Annotated in this window: 14 protein-coding genes; 11 read left to right on the forward strand and 3 right to left on the reverse strand. The window is 51.0% G+C overall.

The window, feature by feature from the left end:
• Positions 1–272 precede the first annotated feature (272 nt).
• Together BLW37_RS13935 and BLW37_RS13940 are read left to right on the forward strand one after the other, a co-directional pair.
• Complete coding sequence (locus BLW37_RS13935) at positions 273–1,493, forward strand: amidohydrolase family protein (RefSeq protein ID WP_091343922.1); 1,221 nt, start codon at positions 273–275, stop codon at positions 1,491–1,493.
• An 89-nt stretch (positions 1,494–1,582) separates the two neighbouring features.
• Complete coding sequence (locus tag BLW37_RS13940) at positions 1,583–2,011, forward strand: GNAT family N-acetyltransferase (RefSeq protein ID WP_171907628.1); 429 nt, start codon at positions 1,583–1,585, stop codon at positions 2,009–2,011.
• A gap of 1 nt (position 2,012) precedes the next feature.
• On the opposite strand, the gene BLW37_RS13945 is transcribed toward BLW37_RS13940, so the two are convergent.
• Positions 2,013–3,344: an outer membrane protein assembly factor BamB gene (locus tag BLW37_RS13945; protein WP_171907629.1), complete on the reverse strand. Its 1,332-nt coding sequence runs from the start codon at positions 3,342–3,344 to the stop codon at positions 2,013–2,015.
• A gap of 176 nt (positions 3,345–3,520) precedes the next feature.
• Here BLW37_RS13945 and BLW37_RS18725 point away from each other — a divergent pair, with 176 nt between their 5' ends.
• Positions 3,521–3,691 (forward strand): hypothetical protein, encoded by a 171-nt coding sequence (locus BLW37_RS18725; RefSeq protein ID WP_171907630.1) that lies wholly within the window; start codon positions 3,521–3,523, stop codon positions 3,689–3,691.
• A gap of 42 nt (positions 3,692–3,733) precedes the next feature.
• Here the strand turns inward: BLW37_RS18725 and BLW37_RS13950 are convergent, their stop codons facing one another.
• Together BLW37_RS13950 and BLW37_RS13955 are read right to left on the reverse strand one after the other, a co-directional pair.
• The gene (locus BLW37_RS13950; RefSeq protein WP_139243727.1) at positions 3,734–4,231 is read right to left on the reverse strand and encodes a hypothetical protein; all 498 of its coding nucleotides are present in this window, start codon (positions 4,229–4,231) and stop codon (positions 3,734–3,736) included.
• 106 nt (positions 4,232–4,337) lie between these two features.
• On the reverse strand, positions 4,338–5,225 hold the full coding sequence (locus tag BLW37_RS13955) for a LysR substrate-binding domain-containing protein (RefSeq protein WP_091343929.1): 888 nt from the start codon (positions 5,223–5,225) through the stop codon (positions 4,338–4,340).
• Positions 5,226–5,486: 261 nt separating this feature from the next.
• On the opposite strand from BLW37_RS13955, the gene BLW37_RS13960 reads away from it, so the two are divergent.
• The 8 genes from BLW37_RS13960 to BLW37_RS13990 all read left to right on the forward strand — a co-directional run bounded on the left by BLW37_RS13960 (position 5,487) and on the right by BLW37_RS13990 (position 17,730).
• A complete protein-coding gene (locus BLW37_RS13960; protein ID WP_091344124.1) occupies positions 5,487–7,559 on the forward strand; it encodes a protein-disulfide reductase DsbD family protein in 2,073 nt (690 codons plus the stop codon).
• A gap of 68 nt (positions 7,560–7,627) precedes the next feature.
• On the forward strand, positions 7,628–8,230 hold the full coding sequence (locus BLW37_RS13965; protein ID WP_245785743.1) for a redoxin domain-containing protein: 603 nt from the start codon (positions 7,628–7,630) through the stop codon (positions 8,228–8,230).
• A 445-nt stretch (positions 8,231–8,675) separates the two neighbouring features.
• Positions 8,676–8,840, forward strand: coding sequence for a hypothetical protein (locus tag BLW37_RS18730; protein ID WP_171907631.1), 165 nt, complete (start codon positions 8,676–8,678; stop codon positions 8,838–8,840).
• Positions 8,841–8,843: 3 nt separating this feature from the next.
• Entirely contained in the window at positions 8,844–9,671 is an 828-nt protein-coding gene (locus BLW37_RS13970) for a serine aminopeptidase domain-containing protein (protein ID WP_091343930.1), read from the forward strand.
• 72 nt (positions 9,672–9,743) lie between these two features.
• The gene (locus tag BLW37_RS13975) at positions 9,744–10,931 is read left to right on the forward strand and encodes a lanthionine synthetase LanC family protein (protein ID WP_171907632.1); all 1,188 of its coding nucleotides are present in this window, start codon (positions 9,744–9,746) and stop codon (positions 10,929–10,931) included.
• 28 nt (positions 10,932–10,959) lie between these two features.
• Positions 10,960–14,103, forward strand: a complete 3,144-nt coding sequence (locus BLW37_RS13980; protein WP_171907633.1) for a lantibiotic dehydratase — start codon at positions 10,960–10,962, stop codon at positions 14,101–14,103.
• Between the two features lie 289 nt (positions 14,104–14,392).
• The gene (locus BLW37_RS13985) at positions 14,393–15,634 is read left to right on the forward strand and encodes a beta-barrel domain-containing protein (RefSeq protein ID WP_091343935.1); all 1,242 of its coding nucleotides are present in this window, start codon (positions 14,393–14,395) and stop codon (positions 15,632–15,634) included.
• Positions 15,634–17,730, forward strand: a complete 2,097-nt coding sequence (locus BLW37_RS13990) for a peptidase domain-containing ABC transporter (protein ID WP_091343936.1) — start codon at positions 15,634–15,636, stop codon at positions 17,728–17,730. The genes BLW37_RS13985 and BLW37_RS13990 overlap by 1 nt, the downstream gene beginning before the upstream one ends.
• Positions 17,731–17,733: the final 3 nt, after the last annotated feature.

A 17,733-nucleotide genomic window follows, 5' to 3' on the forward strand; every position in this document is an offset into this window, starting at 1 on the left:
TTCGTGCAGCCGTGAATGTGCTGGTTATTTTCTATACAACCCGGCTTGCATCAAGTTAAATCTACCATTCAACACATTTAATAAGGTTTAATGCAGGTGTTTTATCTGAGTTTGTCTAGCATGTCTGCGGAAAAGACGACAAAGCTTGTGATGGGGTTTCAATAAGCCTCATTTGAAACAAAGCCTTACACTCTATGACAACTTTCGGTTGCCTGGAGTATTACACTACTACCGGTACTTTTTAGCGGTTGGTACGATTTGGAGAAAACCGGATGCGATTACTATTCATGTGCTGTGCTTTGTTGGTGGCAGGCCCCTCGATGGCAGCGACCGCTTTGTTGAATGGTCACTGGTATCAGGAGGGCACCTTTGTTGCCCAGACCTGGTATGTGCGGGATGGTGTGCTGACCCAGCAGGCACCTGCTGAAATCCACCGAAGTGTGGATTTGCAGGGTGGTTTTGTGGTGCCGCCTTATGCCGAAGCGCACAATCACAACCTGCAAAATCCCTGGCTGGCGCAGAACTTTCATCAACGCTACCTGCAAGATGGGGTCTTTTATGGCCTGATGATGTGTGGCAGCCATCAAAGCTATAGCGATACCCAAGCGGTGCTGGCGGAGCTGACCTTGGATATCGAGCTGGTTGGAGCCTGTATTTCCAGCTCCGATGGCCATCCGCTGCGCATGGCGCTGCGCACTGAGCCGGGGCAGCCTGAAGTGACGGCCGAAGAGGTCTATGACCAGTCCTTTATTGTGATCGACACCCTGGACGATATCGCTACCAAGTGGCCGCTGTTTGCACACAATAACGCCCGTTGGGCGAAGATTATTCTGGTGCATCATGAACGCTCAGAGCGTCGTGGCGAGCAGCAGTACTTTGGTGTCAATGGTTTGCAGCCAAAGGTGGTGAAGCCGCTGGTGGCTTTTTTGCAGCAGCAAGGGGTGCGGGTGGCGGCGCATGTCGAGTCGGCGGCAGACTTTGCCCTGGCGGTGGAAGCCGGTGTGGATTTGATTGCCCATCTGCCTGGTTATCAGTGGTGGCAGGGCTATGCGCCAGAACTGTACCGACTGAGCGATGAAGCCATTGCTTTGGCTGCAGATAAGCAGATCCCACTGGTTGCCACGGCAGGCGTCAGTCCGCTGTTTTATGCCAGCCAACCAGAGCAGCTGGAGCGCGTGAAGGCACTGCAGCGGCAAAATCTGCAGCGCCTGTTGCAAGCCGGAGTGCCCATGCTGATGGGGTCGGACCGCTTCGATGCCAATGTGCTGGCCGAGGTGGATTATTTGCATAGCCTGGATGTTTTTAGCGAACCGCAGCTATTGCAATTGCTGGTATCGGATACGGCGCGCTTTTTGTTCCCCGGGCGGGCACTGGGCCGGTTTGCCGAGGGGTATGAAGCAAGCTTGCTGGTGCTGGATGCCAACCCACTGGACGATTGGTCGGCCCTGCGGCGTATACAATTAAAGATGCGGCAAGGTCAGTTGCTGGATTAGCGTTTTAGCATGCTTCAACAGATTTAAGCTGCTAATTGAACATGCGTGATGCAAGCTGCCGCTTTTGAAATAATTTGATGGACCTTTCTATGATTCGAAAAGCAACTCAGGATGATTTTGCCGAGCTGTCTGAACTCTGGTTGCGGGCATCCTGCCAGGCGCATCCTTTTATTGCGGAGGATTTTTGGCAGCAACAGCAGATGGCGATGCAGCACAACTACTTGCCGCTGGCCAGGAACTATGTCTACCAGGCCGCGCCTGCATCACCTATCGCGGGCTTTGCCTCGGTGGTGCAGCATAAGCTGGCCGCACTTTTTGTTGCCCCGGAGCAACAAGGGCAAGGCATTGGTTGGACCTTGCTGACCCATGTCACTCAACTGCAGCCTTTGCTGGAACTGGATGTGTTCGAACAAAACCTGGATGCACTGCGCTTTTATTATCGCTTTGGTTGTCGCTTAAAAGAGCGTGGCCTGCATCCGGAGACACAGGCCTGGCAATTAACGTTGGTCTATCCCTGAGTTACTCGTTATCCACATATAATACAAAGCGCAGCAGCACACCATCGGTACTGGTGATGTACAGCTGGTTATTGTGTACGGTTGGCGTGGCCAGGAAACCGCCATTGTGCAAAATGCGCTGCATAATGGCATAGCTATCGTGGCGCCAGTCGTTTTGTCCCAGGCGCTGATAATCAAAGCGGCCGCTTTCGGCATGCATCACCTGATAGCGGTCTGCTGTCGCCGTCTCCGTGCGATAAGCTTGCAGCAGCTCACCGCTGCTGCTATCGAGCAACAGCATGTCACCGCGCATACTGGCGATCAGCACCTGGCCGTCAAACACCAGAGGGGAGCTAAAGGTCCAGACAAAGGTACGGTGGCGCCAGCGCTCTTGACCCGTTGTTTTATCAAGCGCCAGTAACCAGCCAGTATCCGAGGTGCCGACATAGAGGCTGTGGTCATCAAACGAAGGGGTACCGACAATCCAGGAGCGCTCCGCGTCGTAACGCCACAGCTTAGCGCCTGTTTGGAGATCAAGGGCATAGAGGTAGCCATCGCGAGAGCCCATATAAACGCGGTCGCCATCCACCACCGGGCTGGACTGAATACCGAACCAGACCTTGAGCCTCTGCTCGGTTGCTGTTTGAAAGCGCCACTGCTCTTCGCCACTGTGTCTATCCAGGGCGTACAGTGCGCCATCCCAACTGCTTACCAGTACTAAATCACCTGACAGCGCCGGTGAACTGTGTACCATACCACCGGTTTTAAAGGCCCAGCGTAATTTGCCGGTATCGGCATCCAGCGCATACAGGTGTTGATCGCTGCTGCCAAAGTACAGCATGCCATCGTGAACCAGTGCGGACGACAGGAAGAAATCCCAGGGATCGGTAACAGGCTTATCGGCCTGAATGCCCAGATAACCCCAGCCAGCGAAACGCTGCTCACCCAGGGTACGAAAACGCCATAATTCTAGCCCTGTGGTTAAATCAACGGCATAAAGGTGATCATCCAGACTCAGTTGATACACCGTGTTGTTGTGGACGGTAGGCGTGGCGCTCAGGGCCCCTCCGGTTGGGAAAATCCACTGAATGGCTTTGGTGGGATGGTGAAAGGCATACAGATTGCCGTTCTCTGAGGCCAGCAGCACTGTATCGCCAGCAATTACTGGTGAGCTGACCACCAGGCCTGGTAATCTGAGCTGCCAGTCGGGTTCATCCTGCCAACCCTTCATCGAGGCATGAATATAACTGTTACGGTCTGTGTTGTGTTTGAAGCCGCTCTGTCCATCAGCCCATAGCAGGAAGCTATGGCTCAGCAGGTACAGGGCCAGCAGATAGTGTGTGATTTGTTGCATAGGTTGTGCTCCATCAAAAGGAGCTGTGAGTCTGCGGTGGGTTAAGGAGGATGTCCTGAAGATGATGTTAATTCGTGCCTTCAGTTTTCTTAAGGTGCGCTTTAAGCGAGTTTCAGGACTATTTATCCGCTCAGGGGGCATCTTGCAGTCATGGAGACGAACCAAGGTGTCATGCGATGACAAAGCGCTATGCAATGCTGGCCATGATCTGTCTGGAACTACTAAGTGGGTGTCGGGCAGGCTGGCATGACCATGTCGCCAGCATGTCTGAAGGGGCAGATGCTAAGGCTTTTACTCTGGGCCCGGTTAAACCGGCAGAGCCGGTGGCCTGGCCGCTCTTGATGTAACCAGCCCGACATCCTGCCGGGCCTGGTTTCCCTGTAGTAAAATTAACGCTGAGCAGTCAGACTTTCCAGCCGGCTGGAGAACTGCTGCAGATTGTGTTGTACCAGTTCGCTGTCGCTCAGCTTGGCGGCGCGCTGAAAGTCTTGTTGCGCCTTGGCTAGATCCTGCGCTACCCAGTGCATCACACCGCGGTTGCTCAGTGCCAGCGCTTGCATTTCGCGCCGCTCGGTTGCTGAAGCCTGAGCCTGGCTGCGCGCCAGGTTAATGGCGCGGGTGCAGGCCGAGCTAGCGCCGCTGATATCGGCCAGCTGGGTATTGGCAACACACAGTGCCATGGTTCTGGCAAAAACATCGCCATCGGCTTTACTGCTGTGCAAGGTGCTCAGGCCTTTGGCTGCATCGCCCTGTTGAATGGCGTTGGCGCCGGGCGTTGCTTCTACAATAGCCATCTGATAGTGGTCACTGGCGCTCACCAAGCCTGCGTTGCAGGCAAGCAGTAAAGCTGCCACAGGTAAACCAATCATAGAATATTTCGCGTTCATGGTGATTCTCCAGTTGCTGTCAGCTAAAGGTGCTGACAGCCCTAACTGTAGAGATTGTTCCTGAATCCGACAAAGGATAAAAATATGGCCGACGGTTGAGAAAAACTCATCTGTACTGCTCAAAACTGGCCAGCACCCAGTCAATCAGCCATTGAACTTCTGGCCTATCAGGCTGTTGCCGGTGCTGGATCAGGTAATACTTATCGCGGGTAGTCCAGCTGCCATCAAACAGAGCCACTAAAGCGCCGCTATGAAACCAGGCCTGGCTGATCGGCATTGGGATCAGAGCAATTCCCAATCCTTGCTCTGCGGCCCGAGCCATACCAAACATGCTATCGAGCTGCAGGATTTGTTTGGGGCGAAAATATTCGATGCCGGCAAGCTCGGCCCACTGATGCCAGGCATGTGGCCGGGATTGGTGTAGCAGCAAGGGCAATTGATTCAGTGCATCCAACCCCAGCCGACTGCATTGTTCATACAGGCTGGGGTTGCAGGCGGGTTGGTAACTGATGGCAAAGAGCTCATGGCAAAGCACGGCCTGAGGCGGGCTGCCAGACAGGATAATAGAAACATCCGTTGGCCGACTTGGATCACTGCGGGTTTTTACCGTATCCACGCGCAGGTTAATGGCCGGGTATTGTGCCGACCAACCGCGTAATCTGGGCATAAAGAGCTCGCTGGCAAAAAACTCCGGCATACTGATACTGACCTCCTTGCTGCCGGTATTTTGGCTGAACTCGCTGATGGTATGTACCAGCTGCTGCATCACAGGCTGAATGGCCAGGTAAAAACTCTTGCCGGCCGGCGTCAGCTCCAGCGCCCGGGTCTTTCGCACAAACAGGCTCAGGCCCAAATCTTCTTCCAGTTGCCTGATCTGATGGCTGACCGCCGATGGGGTGATGTACAACTGTTCCGCCGTATGCTTGAAACTGAGATTGTCGGCAGCCAGACAAAAACAGCGCAGGCCTCGAAGGGGCGGCAGGCGTGTCGACATGAAAAACTCCTGATGGTTATGTTCGTAGTAGTAACCGAAAAGGTACAGCAAGACTTGTGCCTTTCTTACCTGCGGGTTTTCGTCTGAATTTTAATCAAAACAGGGGTTGCTGGCGCACCTTTGTGGTGCATCTCACCCGATTGGTGCAATCGGGGCTGGTCGCCTATTTTTGGGGTCTAGTCGCAGAAAGGCCTGCATGCTTGATCTCCCCCCTGTAGGATGGCGTACACTGAACTGCCGAATACTACGATGTGTGACCGCATGATCCGACAGTTATTGATGGTTTTTTTGTGTTTGCTACTTACCGTTTTGGCAACAAGCGCGCAGGCAGTTTCGACGGGCTGGAAGCAGGCACCGCATATTCAGGTAGAGCTGGTAAGCTCGCACCAGACGGTATCTCCTGGCCAGACATTTCTGCTGGCGCTGCACTTATTGCCACAAGAGCATTGGCATACCTACTGGCAAAATCCCGGTGACTCCGGTATGCCCACCCAGATCCGCTGGCAACTGCCAGAGGGAGTAACGGTTTCAGAGATTCAGTGGCCAGCGCCACAGGCTTTTTCCATTCCACCTTTAATGAATTACGGCTTTGAAGGCTCCACCGTGCTGCTTAGCGAAGTGACCTTACCAGTCGATTACAGCGGCACCGGCTTGCTCGTCAAAGCCGACGCCTCCTGGCTGGTGTGCGAAGAAATTTGTATTCCGGGCGATATGACGTTTGAGTTGCCGTTGGCGGTGGCGCGTCAGCCAGCTGTTTCGGAGCATTATCGTCCTCTATTTGAACAAGGTAAGGCAGCGCAGCCCGTTGCTTTGCAGCGCACAGCCTCCTATCAGCTGCAGGATGGCGTGTTTTCAGCAGTGATCGAGTCCAAAGACGATTTGCTGGTGGACGCCTTTTTTGTGGCGGCCACTGATCTGGTTGAGCATGCCCGTGAGCAGGAGATCAGCTGGCAGGATGGTAGTTTACTGATCCGACAGCCACAGAATACCTATTTTCATCAGGCACCAGAGCAGATTGAGATTGTGCTGACCAGTGGTCCTCAGGCTTTCGTGGTGCAGGCGCAGCGGTTGGATGCAGGCGGCGCTGCGCAGGCGGGTACCGACTTTGGTCTGGCTGCTTTCTTACTGGCGCTGCTGTTGGCGGCGGGTGGCGGTCTGATCCTGAATTTGATGCCTTGCGTTTTCCCCGTGTTGTCGTTAAAAGCCATTAGTCTGGCCAACGCCAGTGGCGATGCCGCGAGGCAAAAGCGCGATGCCTGGAGTTATACGCTTGGTGTGCTGGCGATGTTCGCCGTGTTGGCATTGGCGTTAATTGGCCTGCGGGCGGCGGGTGCCGCTGTGGGCTGGGGCTTTCAGTTGCAAAATCCCTGGCTGGTAGGGGCTCTGGCTTATTTGTTCTTTGCGCTTGGTCTGAGTTTATCTGGGCTGGTGCATTTTGGCAGCCGTTTGATGCAGTTGGGATCAAACCTTGGCCAGCAGCAAGGGGCCAAGGGTTCCTTCTTTACCGGGGTGTTGGCGGTGATCGTTGCCAGCCCTTGCACAGCTCCATTCATGGGAGCTGCGCTGGGCTATGCGGTCACCCAATCGGCACCGGTGGCGCTGCTGGTGTTTTTAGCCCTTGGTTTTGGCATGGCGTTGCCGTTTTTGCTGCTGGCATACAGCCGAAGGCTGGCGCGTTTACTGCCTAAACCCGGTGCCTGGATGGACACACTGAAGCAGTGGCTGGCGTATCCGCTTTATTTAACCACCGTCTGGTTGCTGTGGGTATTGGGTCGCCAGGCCGGGGTCGATGCGCAGGCGCTGGTATTGGTTGGTTTGGTCTGTCTGGCTGCTGCGCTGTGGCTCTGGGGCCGTCAGCAGCTGGGGCGGGGCTTTCGGCTGGCACCACAGCTTAGTTGGGTGTTTGCTTTGCTGGCTATCTTACTGCTGGTGCTGCTGCAACCACAGCAAGGGGCGCAGCAGAGTGCGGAGAACCGGCATTGGGAACCCTGGAGCCCGGCACGCCTGGCTGAACTGCAAGCGGATCAGCAGCCGGTACTGGTGAATATGACCGCTGACTGGTGCATTACTTGTCTGGTCAATGAACGGGTGGCGCTTAATACCGACAGCAGCCGCCAGGCACTGACGGACTATGGCGTGACCTACTTAAAAGGTGACTGGACGCTTAGAGGCGCTGAAATCCATGCTTATTTGCAACAGTATCAGCGTGATGGTGTGCCCTTGTATGTGCTGTACTGGCCGGGTCAGGAGCCAAAAATTCTGCCACAGATTTTAACGCCAAATACGCTACGCGATCAGCTGGCGCTGTTGGCAAATGCATCGTCGGGTAGTTAGTGCCTGACACTTATCATGCAGCCAGAGCCGTAGTGGCTGCTTACGTAAAAATGAAACGGAGTAATACCATGAAACTTAAGCAACTCTTCAGCGCCCTGGCGCTGGCTGGTACGGTGACAGCGGTGGCTGCCGCGCCACAAATCGGCGCTCCGGCTCCGGATTTTACCGTGGTCGATAGCCATGGACAGACCCATTCACTGGCCGATTTTGCCGGCAAGAATGTGATTCTGGAGTGGACCAACCACGAATGTCCCTTTGTCGTGAAACATTACGTCAGCGACAACATGCAGGGACTGCAGCAGCACTTTGCGGATGCCGATACGGTTTGGCTGAGTGTGATTTCGTCCAAGCCGGGCAGCCAGGGCCATGTTAGCCCGGCAAAGGCCAATGAGCTGACCGCCAGCCGTGGCGCCCAGCCTGCCGCGGTATTGCTGGATGAAAGCGGTGATATGGGCCGAGCCTTCGATGCCCGCGTTACCCCGCATATGTATGTGATTGGTGCCGATGGCAACTTGCTGTACATGGGCGGCATCGACAGCATCCCTACCGCCAATCCGGCGGATATCCCTAAGGCAGAACCCTACCTGGCCAATGCTGGCAACCAGGTTATCGCTGGTCAGCCAGTCGGCAAGCCTGTCACCCGGCCTTATGGCTGCAGTATTAAATACTAATGCTGACTATTAATCCATGTAAGCCGGCTTTTGCACATTAGCAGCCGGCGAAGTGCATGTTTCGCCATTTTTGTGTTCAAGCACAGCCTTCATTGCTTCCCAGCGAGGGCTGTTACTGCCTAACCGACTTTGCGTCAGAAAACATCTGATAAATACCCTATATTCTTGTGATATCTTGCCTTTTTGTGTGTTTTTTTGTTGTCAGGTGTTATTAGAATGGTGGTCTGGCATGGTCCAGTTGATGTGTTGTAATTTAATAAAACCCAATTAAGGACATAATAAATGAAACTCAACCTTAAGAAATCGCAACTTATTAATTTGTCTCAGGATGATAAAGCATTACCTAATGACTAGACACCACAGGTAGCGGGTGGTACAGCAGGCTGCTGGACAATTACTACTACGGTCACTGTGTTTGCATCTCATCCGATAATTGGATGTGGTGGTGGCTGCGATGACGGTGGTGGAGAAGACGTTGGACAACCAATACCTGAAATACCTGACGTTATTTTCACCAGGTAAATTTATTTTATCCATAACTATAGATTTTGCAGGTGATTATTTACCTGCAATATTTATTTGGCATGCGTTATTGTATTGGGTGGATTAAGTAATGTTGCTAAATAAAATATGTTTGCAGTGCATGTTATTCTCAGTATTTTTTCTGTATGTATTGCCCGCTTTTTCAGCCAGTAACAGTTTGACGGGGTTTCTCCCAAATAGTATTGGGGCTATGCCTATTTCAAAAGGTTATACAGGTGACAGACCTGCAATTGAGTTTGAAAATACGAGGGGTATAACGGTTATTGTCTATATGCACGGTACGAATAACTCAAATAAAGCTCAAGATTGCTCCGCCCCATCTAGCAGAGTTCCTGATGCTCTAAAGCGGATTACTGGAGCGAATATCGTTATATTTTATTTATGCTCTTCAGCGGTTGAAACGCTTAGTTTTATTCCGGGAAGTTATATTTTTAACCGTTTGAATGAATTAGAGCCAATTCTTAATGAAATTTTAACTGCTGGTGTTGACTCTTCCCAAATATTCCTTGCCGGGCATTCTGCTGGAGGTTGGGTTGCATTGATGGCTGCTCACCGATTCCAAGAAAAATATGCAGGCTCTATTGCTTTTGCTCCGGCATTCTCTGGCAGGAAGAAAACGGTGTCATTTTGGTGGCGAAACATAGCAAGGCCACATCAAATAAGGAAAATGTTAAGCGCTGAAGATATTCATGCTCTTGTTTTTGCTTATTACAACGACCCTTTTGAAGATCCTGAAAGTCTGAATTTTTTAACCAAAAAACCTAGTGTAAAGTTGATTAGTTATAACTGCCCATTTCCTCATAGCGCAATTTTTCGAGGATGTAAGCTAGAGGATGTTCGCGCAGAAGTTCATGACTTTATTAAAGAAACCCAACTTAAATTGGGAGTTGTACCTTGAAATTTTTTTAGATTCATGCACGAAAATTTTGATTTATCCGTGTCTTTTAATCTGAATGTTGCAAGAGGAATTATGCAAGCAAACCTGAATAATATAATTCAGCATTTAGTAAATGCAACTCAGTCATTTGATATTTCTCGTGAAATAAATTTATCCCTTCTAAGTGGTTTATCAGGTCGCTTATTGTTTCATTGGTATGCAGCAAAATCACCGTTTATTTCCATAGACAAGGTTCAACTTGGAGCTCAAATACAGCATTTGACAAGTCTGGCGCCAGCATTGCGTAATTCCATAAGCTTTGGTTATGGAATTGCCGGCGTCGCATGGTTAATTGAGGTGCTGTTGGCTGAGAGAGATGATGGTTATGATCCTGCTTTTAACCAAGAAATTGAAGATTTACTCACCTCAAGAATAAGTAAATACAACCAATGGAATGGGGAAATAGAACTTATGTTTGGGCTCAGCGGATTTGCAGCTTTTGCCGCGCGTCGTTTGAAATACAACAAAGGCTTAGAGCTATACAGCTCTATAGTAACTCTCTTAAAAAAACTTGCCGTTTATGAATCTACTGACGTTTGCTCTTGGTCTGTACCTGCTCAATCGGTGTATCGTTTGGATAAGAAATATCCTGATAAGCCTGAATACAATATGGGGCTGGCGCATGGAGTTCCAGGAGTAATTTGTGCGTTGCTTCCAGCAGTCAAGCATCCCTTACTAGGACAACAGGCAGCAAAGCTGATTTCTGATGGTTGCAGTTGGTTGTTCAAACAGCAATTGACCGGCTTAGATACAATAAGTATGTTTCCGAGTTTTAGTGGCGATCATAAGCCAAGTCGGTTGGGTTGGTGTTATGGTGATCTTACGATTGCTTTGACTTTAGCAAGAGCTGGTAAAGCGATAAATCGGCAGGATTTATTAGACTATGCATGTGACATTGGTATGCATGCAGCTCAGAGAACCTGTGATACTGCAATGGTTTATGATGCAGGGTTATGTCATGGCAGTGCAGGCTTAATGCTTATTTTTCAGTTATTGCATCAAATTATCCCAATGGCGGAGTTTGAACAAGCGTCTGACTATTGGTTTGAAAACACCATGAATCGTTACAAGGAACACGCGCTTGAAGGCTTCAATGCTCATAAATCGGGCAAACTTGTTGAGGAAACTGGCTTATTAGAAGGTTACGCGGGGATAGGTCTTTGTTTACTCGCTAGGCAAGGTATTTCGCCCGATTGGGCTGATGCCCTGTTACTTGCCTGACTTAGAAACAAATAAAAAAAGGTGTGTCATGAGCAGTAAGACCGATTGTGTGACTGACTTTGTGGTTGTCCGTGTACCAAGGTTGAGTCTGGATAAAATAAGGGAACTTCCCAAATCTGAAGCAGGTTTATGCGACTACCTGGCAAGCTGGCTGGCTTCCCCCGGTGTTTTGGAGGCTATTTATTTAGCCAGCCCATCGTTGGTTGAACGCTTGGATCTATGGCGTAGCAAACCTGATAGTAAATCGGGCCGCAAAGTAACAACGGCGCTGATGAAATACCTGATTCGAATGAGCAGCAGGCCTACTCCCTTTGGTTTGTTTTCCGGGGTTGCCCTAGGTAACTTATCCGATGAAACGCAATTAAAACCGGCCAGTTTGCAACAGGATGGCCGTAAAACCCGGCTGGACATGTTTTATCTGAGTACCATTCATCAGCAATGGGCGCAGAGTGATGATGGCCGGAAGCAACTGCGTTATGTGCCGAACAGTACCCTGTACCGGCTTGGCTCCTACCTACACTATATTGAATCCTACCAGTCTTCTGAGCAGCGCCAGTATCGGCTTAGCTCGGTAGAGCTGGATGAAGCGCTGGAGGCCATGTTACGTTTTGGCGCAGGGGGAAAGCTGGAAACTGAGTTGGTAGAGCTATTCGCCAATGATTATCCAGAAGCTGCACCAGCCGACATCGAAAATTATATTCAACAGCTGATTAAAGAGCAGGTATTGGTCGCTGAGCTGAAACTTCCCATCACCAGTGGCCAGCCCGATCAGGCTTTTGTACAGCAACTATTGCAAGCCAATAATCCGCGTGATGGTGAACTGCTGCAAACAGTGATTAATCGCCTGGCGACGCTGGATCTACAGCAAAGTGGCCAGCCGGAGGATTATCAGGCCATTGTGCAACAGTTAAAGCAGTTGCCTTACCCGGTATCGGAAAACAAGTTATTTCAGACCGACAGCTGGCGCGCGATGTCGCAATCGCAGCTGGATCAAAGCCTGCCCGCTTCGCTGGAGAAAACGTTGCTGGCATTAAAAGCTCAAACCAGTGCGTCAGACAGCCCGTTCGAAGCCTTTATCAAAAGCTTCCAGCAGCGTTTTGAGGGCCAGTTTGTGCCCTTACTGCAGTTACTGGATGACGAAGCGGGCATCCCGTTTTCAAACGACACCGGCTACGAAACTCCATTACTGGCGGGGATTAACATTGCCAACCGTCAGCAGCGTAACGCTAAGAGCCAGCCACAGAACGCGCTGGAACAGCACGTATTAAAAGCCATGCAGCAGCAAGCGAGAGCTAAGTGCATTCAGCTAAGCAGTGACGAGCTACTGAAACATTCGAATACAACGGCGCTATGGCAACAACTACCGGCATCTTTTGCGGCCAATATCAGTTGCTATCTGGATAACGAAGGTCAGCCATTACTGCATTTCCATGGTTGCTCAGGGCCGTCAGGCGCCAATTTGCTGGGGCGTTTTTGTCATCTGAGTCATGAGTTGCAGCAACAAGTACGTGATTATTTAGCTGCAGAAGAGGCCTTATCGCCCGAGGTGGTGTTTGCTGAAGTGGTGCATATGCCAGATGGGCGCCCTGGCAATGTCATTGCCAGGCCACCATTACGGCAATATGAAATTGTCTTTCTGGCCGATACGGTGCTGCCAGAAGAGCAGCAGATCCCGGTGCAGGATTTGTATGTGTTTATTGAGGCGGGCCAGGTAAAGTTGTGGTCTAAGCGGCTGCATAAACAAGTGATCCCACGGTTAACCTCTGCCCACAATTATTCTGCCCGCAGTCTTGGTGTGTACCGCTTTCTTTGCATGCTGCAACATCAACAGGGTCGATTGCCGCACTTTAGTACCCCAAGCAGTTTTATGCAGATGGACTATCAGCCGCGGGTGCAACTTGATCATGTGATATTGCAAGAAGCGCAGTGGCAGGTTGAACGCAGTATGCTGGACGCTTTGGTGGTGGATCATAAATGGCAACCTGACGCTTGGGATGCCCTTGAGCAGCGCTATCAGCTACCACGTTATGTTTGTTATGCCATCAGCGATAATGTATTAACCATCGATTTGCATAATCCGGCGATGATCATGGTGTTGCTCGGGGAGACAACCAGGCAGAAACATATTCAGTTGAAAGAGTCGCTGGCTATGCAGTATCAGAGTATGGTGGCCAACGAGGAAGGGGATTTTGCCCATGAAATTCTCGTCCCGATGCTGAATGAGAAAGCCAGGCCCTTTGTAACCTTGCATCCGAATCCGGTCAGGCAGCTTGAAATGTCGATCCAGCGCCGTTTTGCCCCGGGCTCACAGTGGCTTAGCCTGAAAGTGTATGCCGCACAAAGCACAGCTGAGTTAGTGTTGTCGGAAACCATCACACCTTTGCTGCAAAAGTGTCAGCAGCAGGGGCTGTTTCAGCAGTGGTTCTTTATCCGTTACGGCGATCCGGACTGGCATTTGCGCTTACGGCTCTATGGCGAGCCAGCGGTGCTTTATGGCCAGGTGCTGCCACTGCTGCACCAGCAGCTGGCCCCTTGGCTTGAGAGTGGCCGGGTGCATAAAACAGAGCTGTTTACCTATCAACGAGAAGTCGAGCGCTATGGCGGGGACGCTGCGATGGCACTGGCCGAGCAAGTGTTTCAGGCGGATAGCTATTTTGTGCTTCAGAGCGTGTCCTTGTTACGTCAGCATGGCGAGTCAGTGCGCTGGCGCATGGCGCTGCTTGGGGTAGATACCATGCTCACTGCCTTTGGCTATGATTTAGCGCAGAAGCTGGAATTAATCAGTGGGCTACGACAAGGCTTTGGCCAGGAGTTTAAAGAGCATGCCCAATTACGTACCCAATTGGGTAAGAAATACCGCAACTACCAGGCAGAGCTGCAGCAAGATTTTCAGGCGCTGGACTCTGGTACAGACGAACAGCCCCGGCAGCAGATGTTGGTAATACGACAGCAATTTCTACTGAAACTGCAACCCATCGCTTCAGGTATTTTGGGCTTACAACAACAGGCCCTGCTTAACTGCACACTGGATACCCTGATGCACTCATTGCTGCATATGTTTAACAACCGGATGTTTAAAGCCTACGGCCGCGAGCAGGAATTTGTGGTGTATGACTTTTTACGGCGTTTTTATTTGTCGTGCCAATCGCAACAACAAAAGGGGAGTCTATGAAATTAGAGGAGGTTAAAAAGCGAGTCTTAAGTTCGAAGGAGCTACAGCTTGTATTTGGTGGTAGTTCACAACCGCTTAAATATCTAAATCCTGTTACGCCTCTGTCAGCTGGTGGAACAACTTTACCACCTTGGCCGCCAAAGCGGCCTGTTTGAATCATAAATGATTTATAGCTCCATAGTAAAAAGGCAACTATCACAAAGATTTGCCTTTTTACTTAACATTGCCATGGTGGTGGGCTACATTGGCTGCAATAAAGTACAGAAGGATTGTATAACGTTGAGTTTTTATGAAATCACTTTTCCGTGAGCAGGTGCTGGCGCAGCGATCATCGCGTATGCAGGGCGAAGTTAGTTTGGTGCAGGTGCCAGCCTTTGCCTGGCTGACCGGCCTGATTGCTTTTATTGTGGTGTGTTCAGTTATCTTTCTGCTGAGTGGCAGTTACAGCCGTAAAGCGGTGGTATTTGGTGTGTTGCAACCACAACAGGGTGTGATTCGGGTGCAAACCTCCCAGCCAGGGACGGTTCAACACTTGTTGGTGCAGGAAGGGGAGCGGGTGGAGGCTGGTCAGCCTTTATTGGAGTTGACCATGCAACATTTTTCATCGGAACACTCTGAGCTGAATGCCTCATTACAGCAGGAGCTGGCCGCTATTCTGGCCAATATGGCACAACAAAAGCAGCAGGAAATCGACCGTCAGCGCATTCGTATGCTGGAGGTGGCTGAACGAATTGCCAGTGCGCAGCAACAATTGAGTCAGATTGAGCAGCAACAAAGAACGTTTCAACAACGGTTGGAACTCAACCAGCATTTGGTCGAACAAATCTCCCAGTTATCAGGCACGGGTTTCATTTCCAATCTGGAATTGAGTCGCCAGCAAGATACCTTACTTTCATTGCAGCAGCAGGAGCAGGTGTTGCAGGGCCAGCGACTGACGTTGGAAGAGCAATTGAAGCAGCAACTGAGCCTGCAACAACAATTACCGTTGGATCACCGGGCAACGCTGGGTCAGCTGGAGAATCAAATTTCAGAGCTACGTAACCAACGGACACGCCTGCAGCATGAGCAGCGCAGTGTGATAACAGCACCCAAGGCTGGTGTGGTCAGTGGCATTCTGCCAAGGCCGGGTCATTTCATGAGTGCTGGTAGTATTGTACTGAGCTTACTGCCGGAGGGCGCCGAGTTGGAGGCCATCGTTTACGTGCCAACGCGGGCGATCAGCTTTATTGACTCCGGGCAGGAGGTTCGCTTGCGTTTTCACGCCTTTCCTTACGAGCGCTTTGGGGTGCATCAAGGTCGTGTGCACGAAATCAGTCAAACGGTGCTCTTGCCTGACGAAGTCATTGATATGCAGCTGACTGAGCCCAGTTATCGGGTTCGGGTGCGATTGAGTAAACAGCAGATACAGGCTTACAACCGCGAGTTACCGCTGCGGGCTGGTATGACACTGGATGGCGATATCATTACCGAGCGTCGCAGTTTGCTGCAATGGTTGTTTGATCCGATTTATAGCCTAAAAGGACAGTTGTAATGCAGGCCATGACTGAGAAACTCACATTCTGGCAGCGTAGCAGCCTGCCGATGGTCCATCAAACCGAAGCGGCTGAGTGCGGACTGGCCTGTATGGCCATGGTGGCTGGTTTTCATGGTTATCAGGCCAGCCTGAATGAGTTACGGCAAAAGTTTTCGCTGTCGATTGAAGGCTGTACTTTGCTTGATCTGATGAATTTTGCTGAAAAATTACAGTTATCCAGCCGGCCACTTAGAATTGAGCTGGACGATCTGGCTGCGTTGAAAACGCCCTGCATTTTGCATTGGGACTTAAATCATTTTGTTGTGCTGAAGTCCGCTCGGGGCGGTCAGGTTGTGATCCATGATCCTGCGATGGGCTTGCGTAAGTTGACTTGGGAAGAAGCCAGCAAACACTTTACCGGCATAGCGCTCGAGCTACTGCCTACCAATGAATTTACGCTAAAGCCGGGCCAAACCCGTTTGGGCTTGTCGAACTTCTGGTCGAAAATTACAGGTCTTAAGCGTTCGCTGGTACTGCTGTTTACCCTGTCGATTCTGCTGCAGGTGTTTACCCTGGTAGCACCCTACTACATGCAGTTGGTGGTGGATGATGTGATTCTGACCAGTGACACCAGCTTGCTACTGGTGCTCGCTTTAGGCTTTGCCATGGTGTTGCTGTTTGAAGTGACGACCAGTGCCGTGCGTGGTTTTGTGTTGTTGCACTTTGGCAGTCTGCTTAATATTCAGATGGCGGGGAATTTATTTCATCACCTGATCCGTTTGCCGCTGAGTTACTTTGAAAAGCGCCATATGGGCGATGTGGTATCCCGTTTTGGTTCCTTACGCCAGGTCCGGGAGCTGTTAACTACGGGAGTGATAGAAGCCATCATCGATGGCCTGATGGCGATAGCGATTCTGGCGGTGATTCTGATGTATAGCCCTATGCTCAGCCTGGTAGTGCTGATAGCGGTGCTGCTGTACGCCGGTTTTCGGCTAGCGATGTATCGCTCCTTGCGGGCGGTTTCTGAGCAGGAAATCCTGGCTCAGGCCAAAGAGAACTCCAACTTTATGGAGACGGTGCGCGGCATTCAAACCATCAAGCTGTTTGGCTCTGAGGCCAAACGCGAAGGACTATGGCAGAACCATTTTATCGATGCGACCAACCAATCCATTCGCCTTGGGGTCTTCAACATTTCTTACCAAACCGTCAACCGCTTGCTCTTTGGATTGGAAAATATTCTGGTGGTCTACCTGGCCGCTCGGCTGGTGCTGGCCGGCGGTTTTAGTACCGGTATGCTGTTCGCTTTTATGGCGTATAAAAGCCAGTTTATGGACAGAATGGCCCGCCTGGTCGAGAAGATGATTCAATTCCGCATGCTCAGCCTGCACTTTGAACGCTTGGGTGATATTGCCCTGACCAGCAAAGAGCAGGTCCACCCGGAGCAAGAGCGCGAACCGCGATTGCTGGATGGACGACTGGAACTGCAGAATATCTCTTTTTCCTACAGCGATGTTACCAAGCCAGTACTGCAGGATATTAGCCTGGTGATTGAGCCTGGTGAGTCGGTTGCTTTGGTTGGCCCTTCCGGTTGTGGTAAAACCACCTTAATGAAAGTGATGCTGGGCTTGTTGCAACCTGGTAAGGGGGAAGTGCTGGTGGATGCGATACCGTTGCCTCAGCTGGGTTTAGCCAACTATCGGCGACAGATTGCTGCTGTGATGCAGGACGATCAGCTGTTATCCGGCTCCATTCGCGACAACATCGTGTTCTTTGAAGAGCAATTTGATATGCGCCGGGTGGTGGAGTGCGCCCAGATGGCCGCGGTGCATCAGGATATTGAGCAAATGCCGATGGGCTACAACAGCCTGATCGGTGATATGGGTTCGGCCCTGTCAGGTGGGCAAAAGCAACGCATTTTGCTGGCCAGGGCACTGTATCGCCAACCACGTATCTTGTTTATGGATGAAGCAACCAGTCATTTGGATACCAAAACTGAATCTTTTGTCAGCAAAGCCATTCAGCAGCTTAATATCACCCGGGTGGTTATTGCGCACCGGCCAGAGACCATTGCTTCGGTGGATAGGGTGATCGAGCTAAACTCGAAGCAAACGTAAAGA

It is taken from the genome of Alkalimonas amylolytica, from assembly GCF_900107845.1.
Lineage (GTDB): Bacteria > Pseudomonadota > Gammaproteobacteria > Enterobacterales > Alteromonadaceae > Alkalimonas > Alkalimonas amylolytica.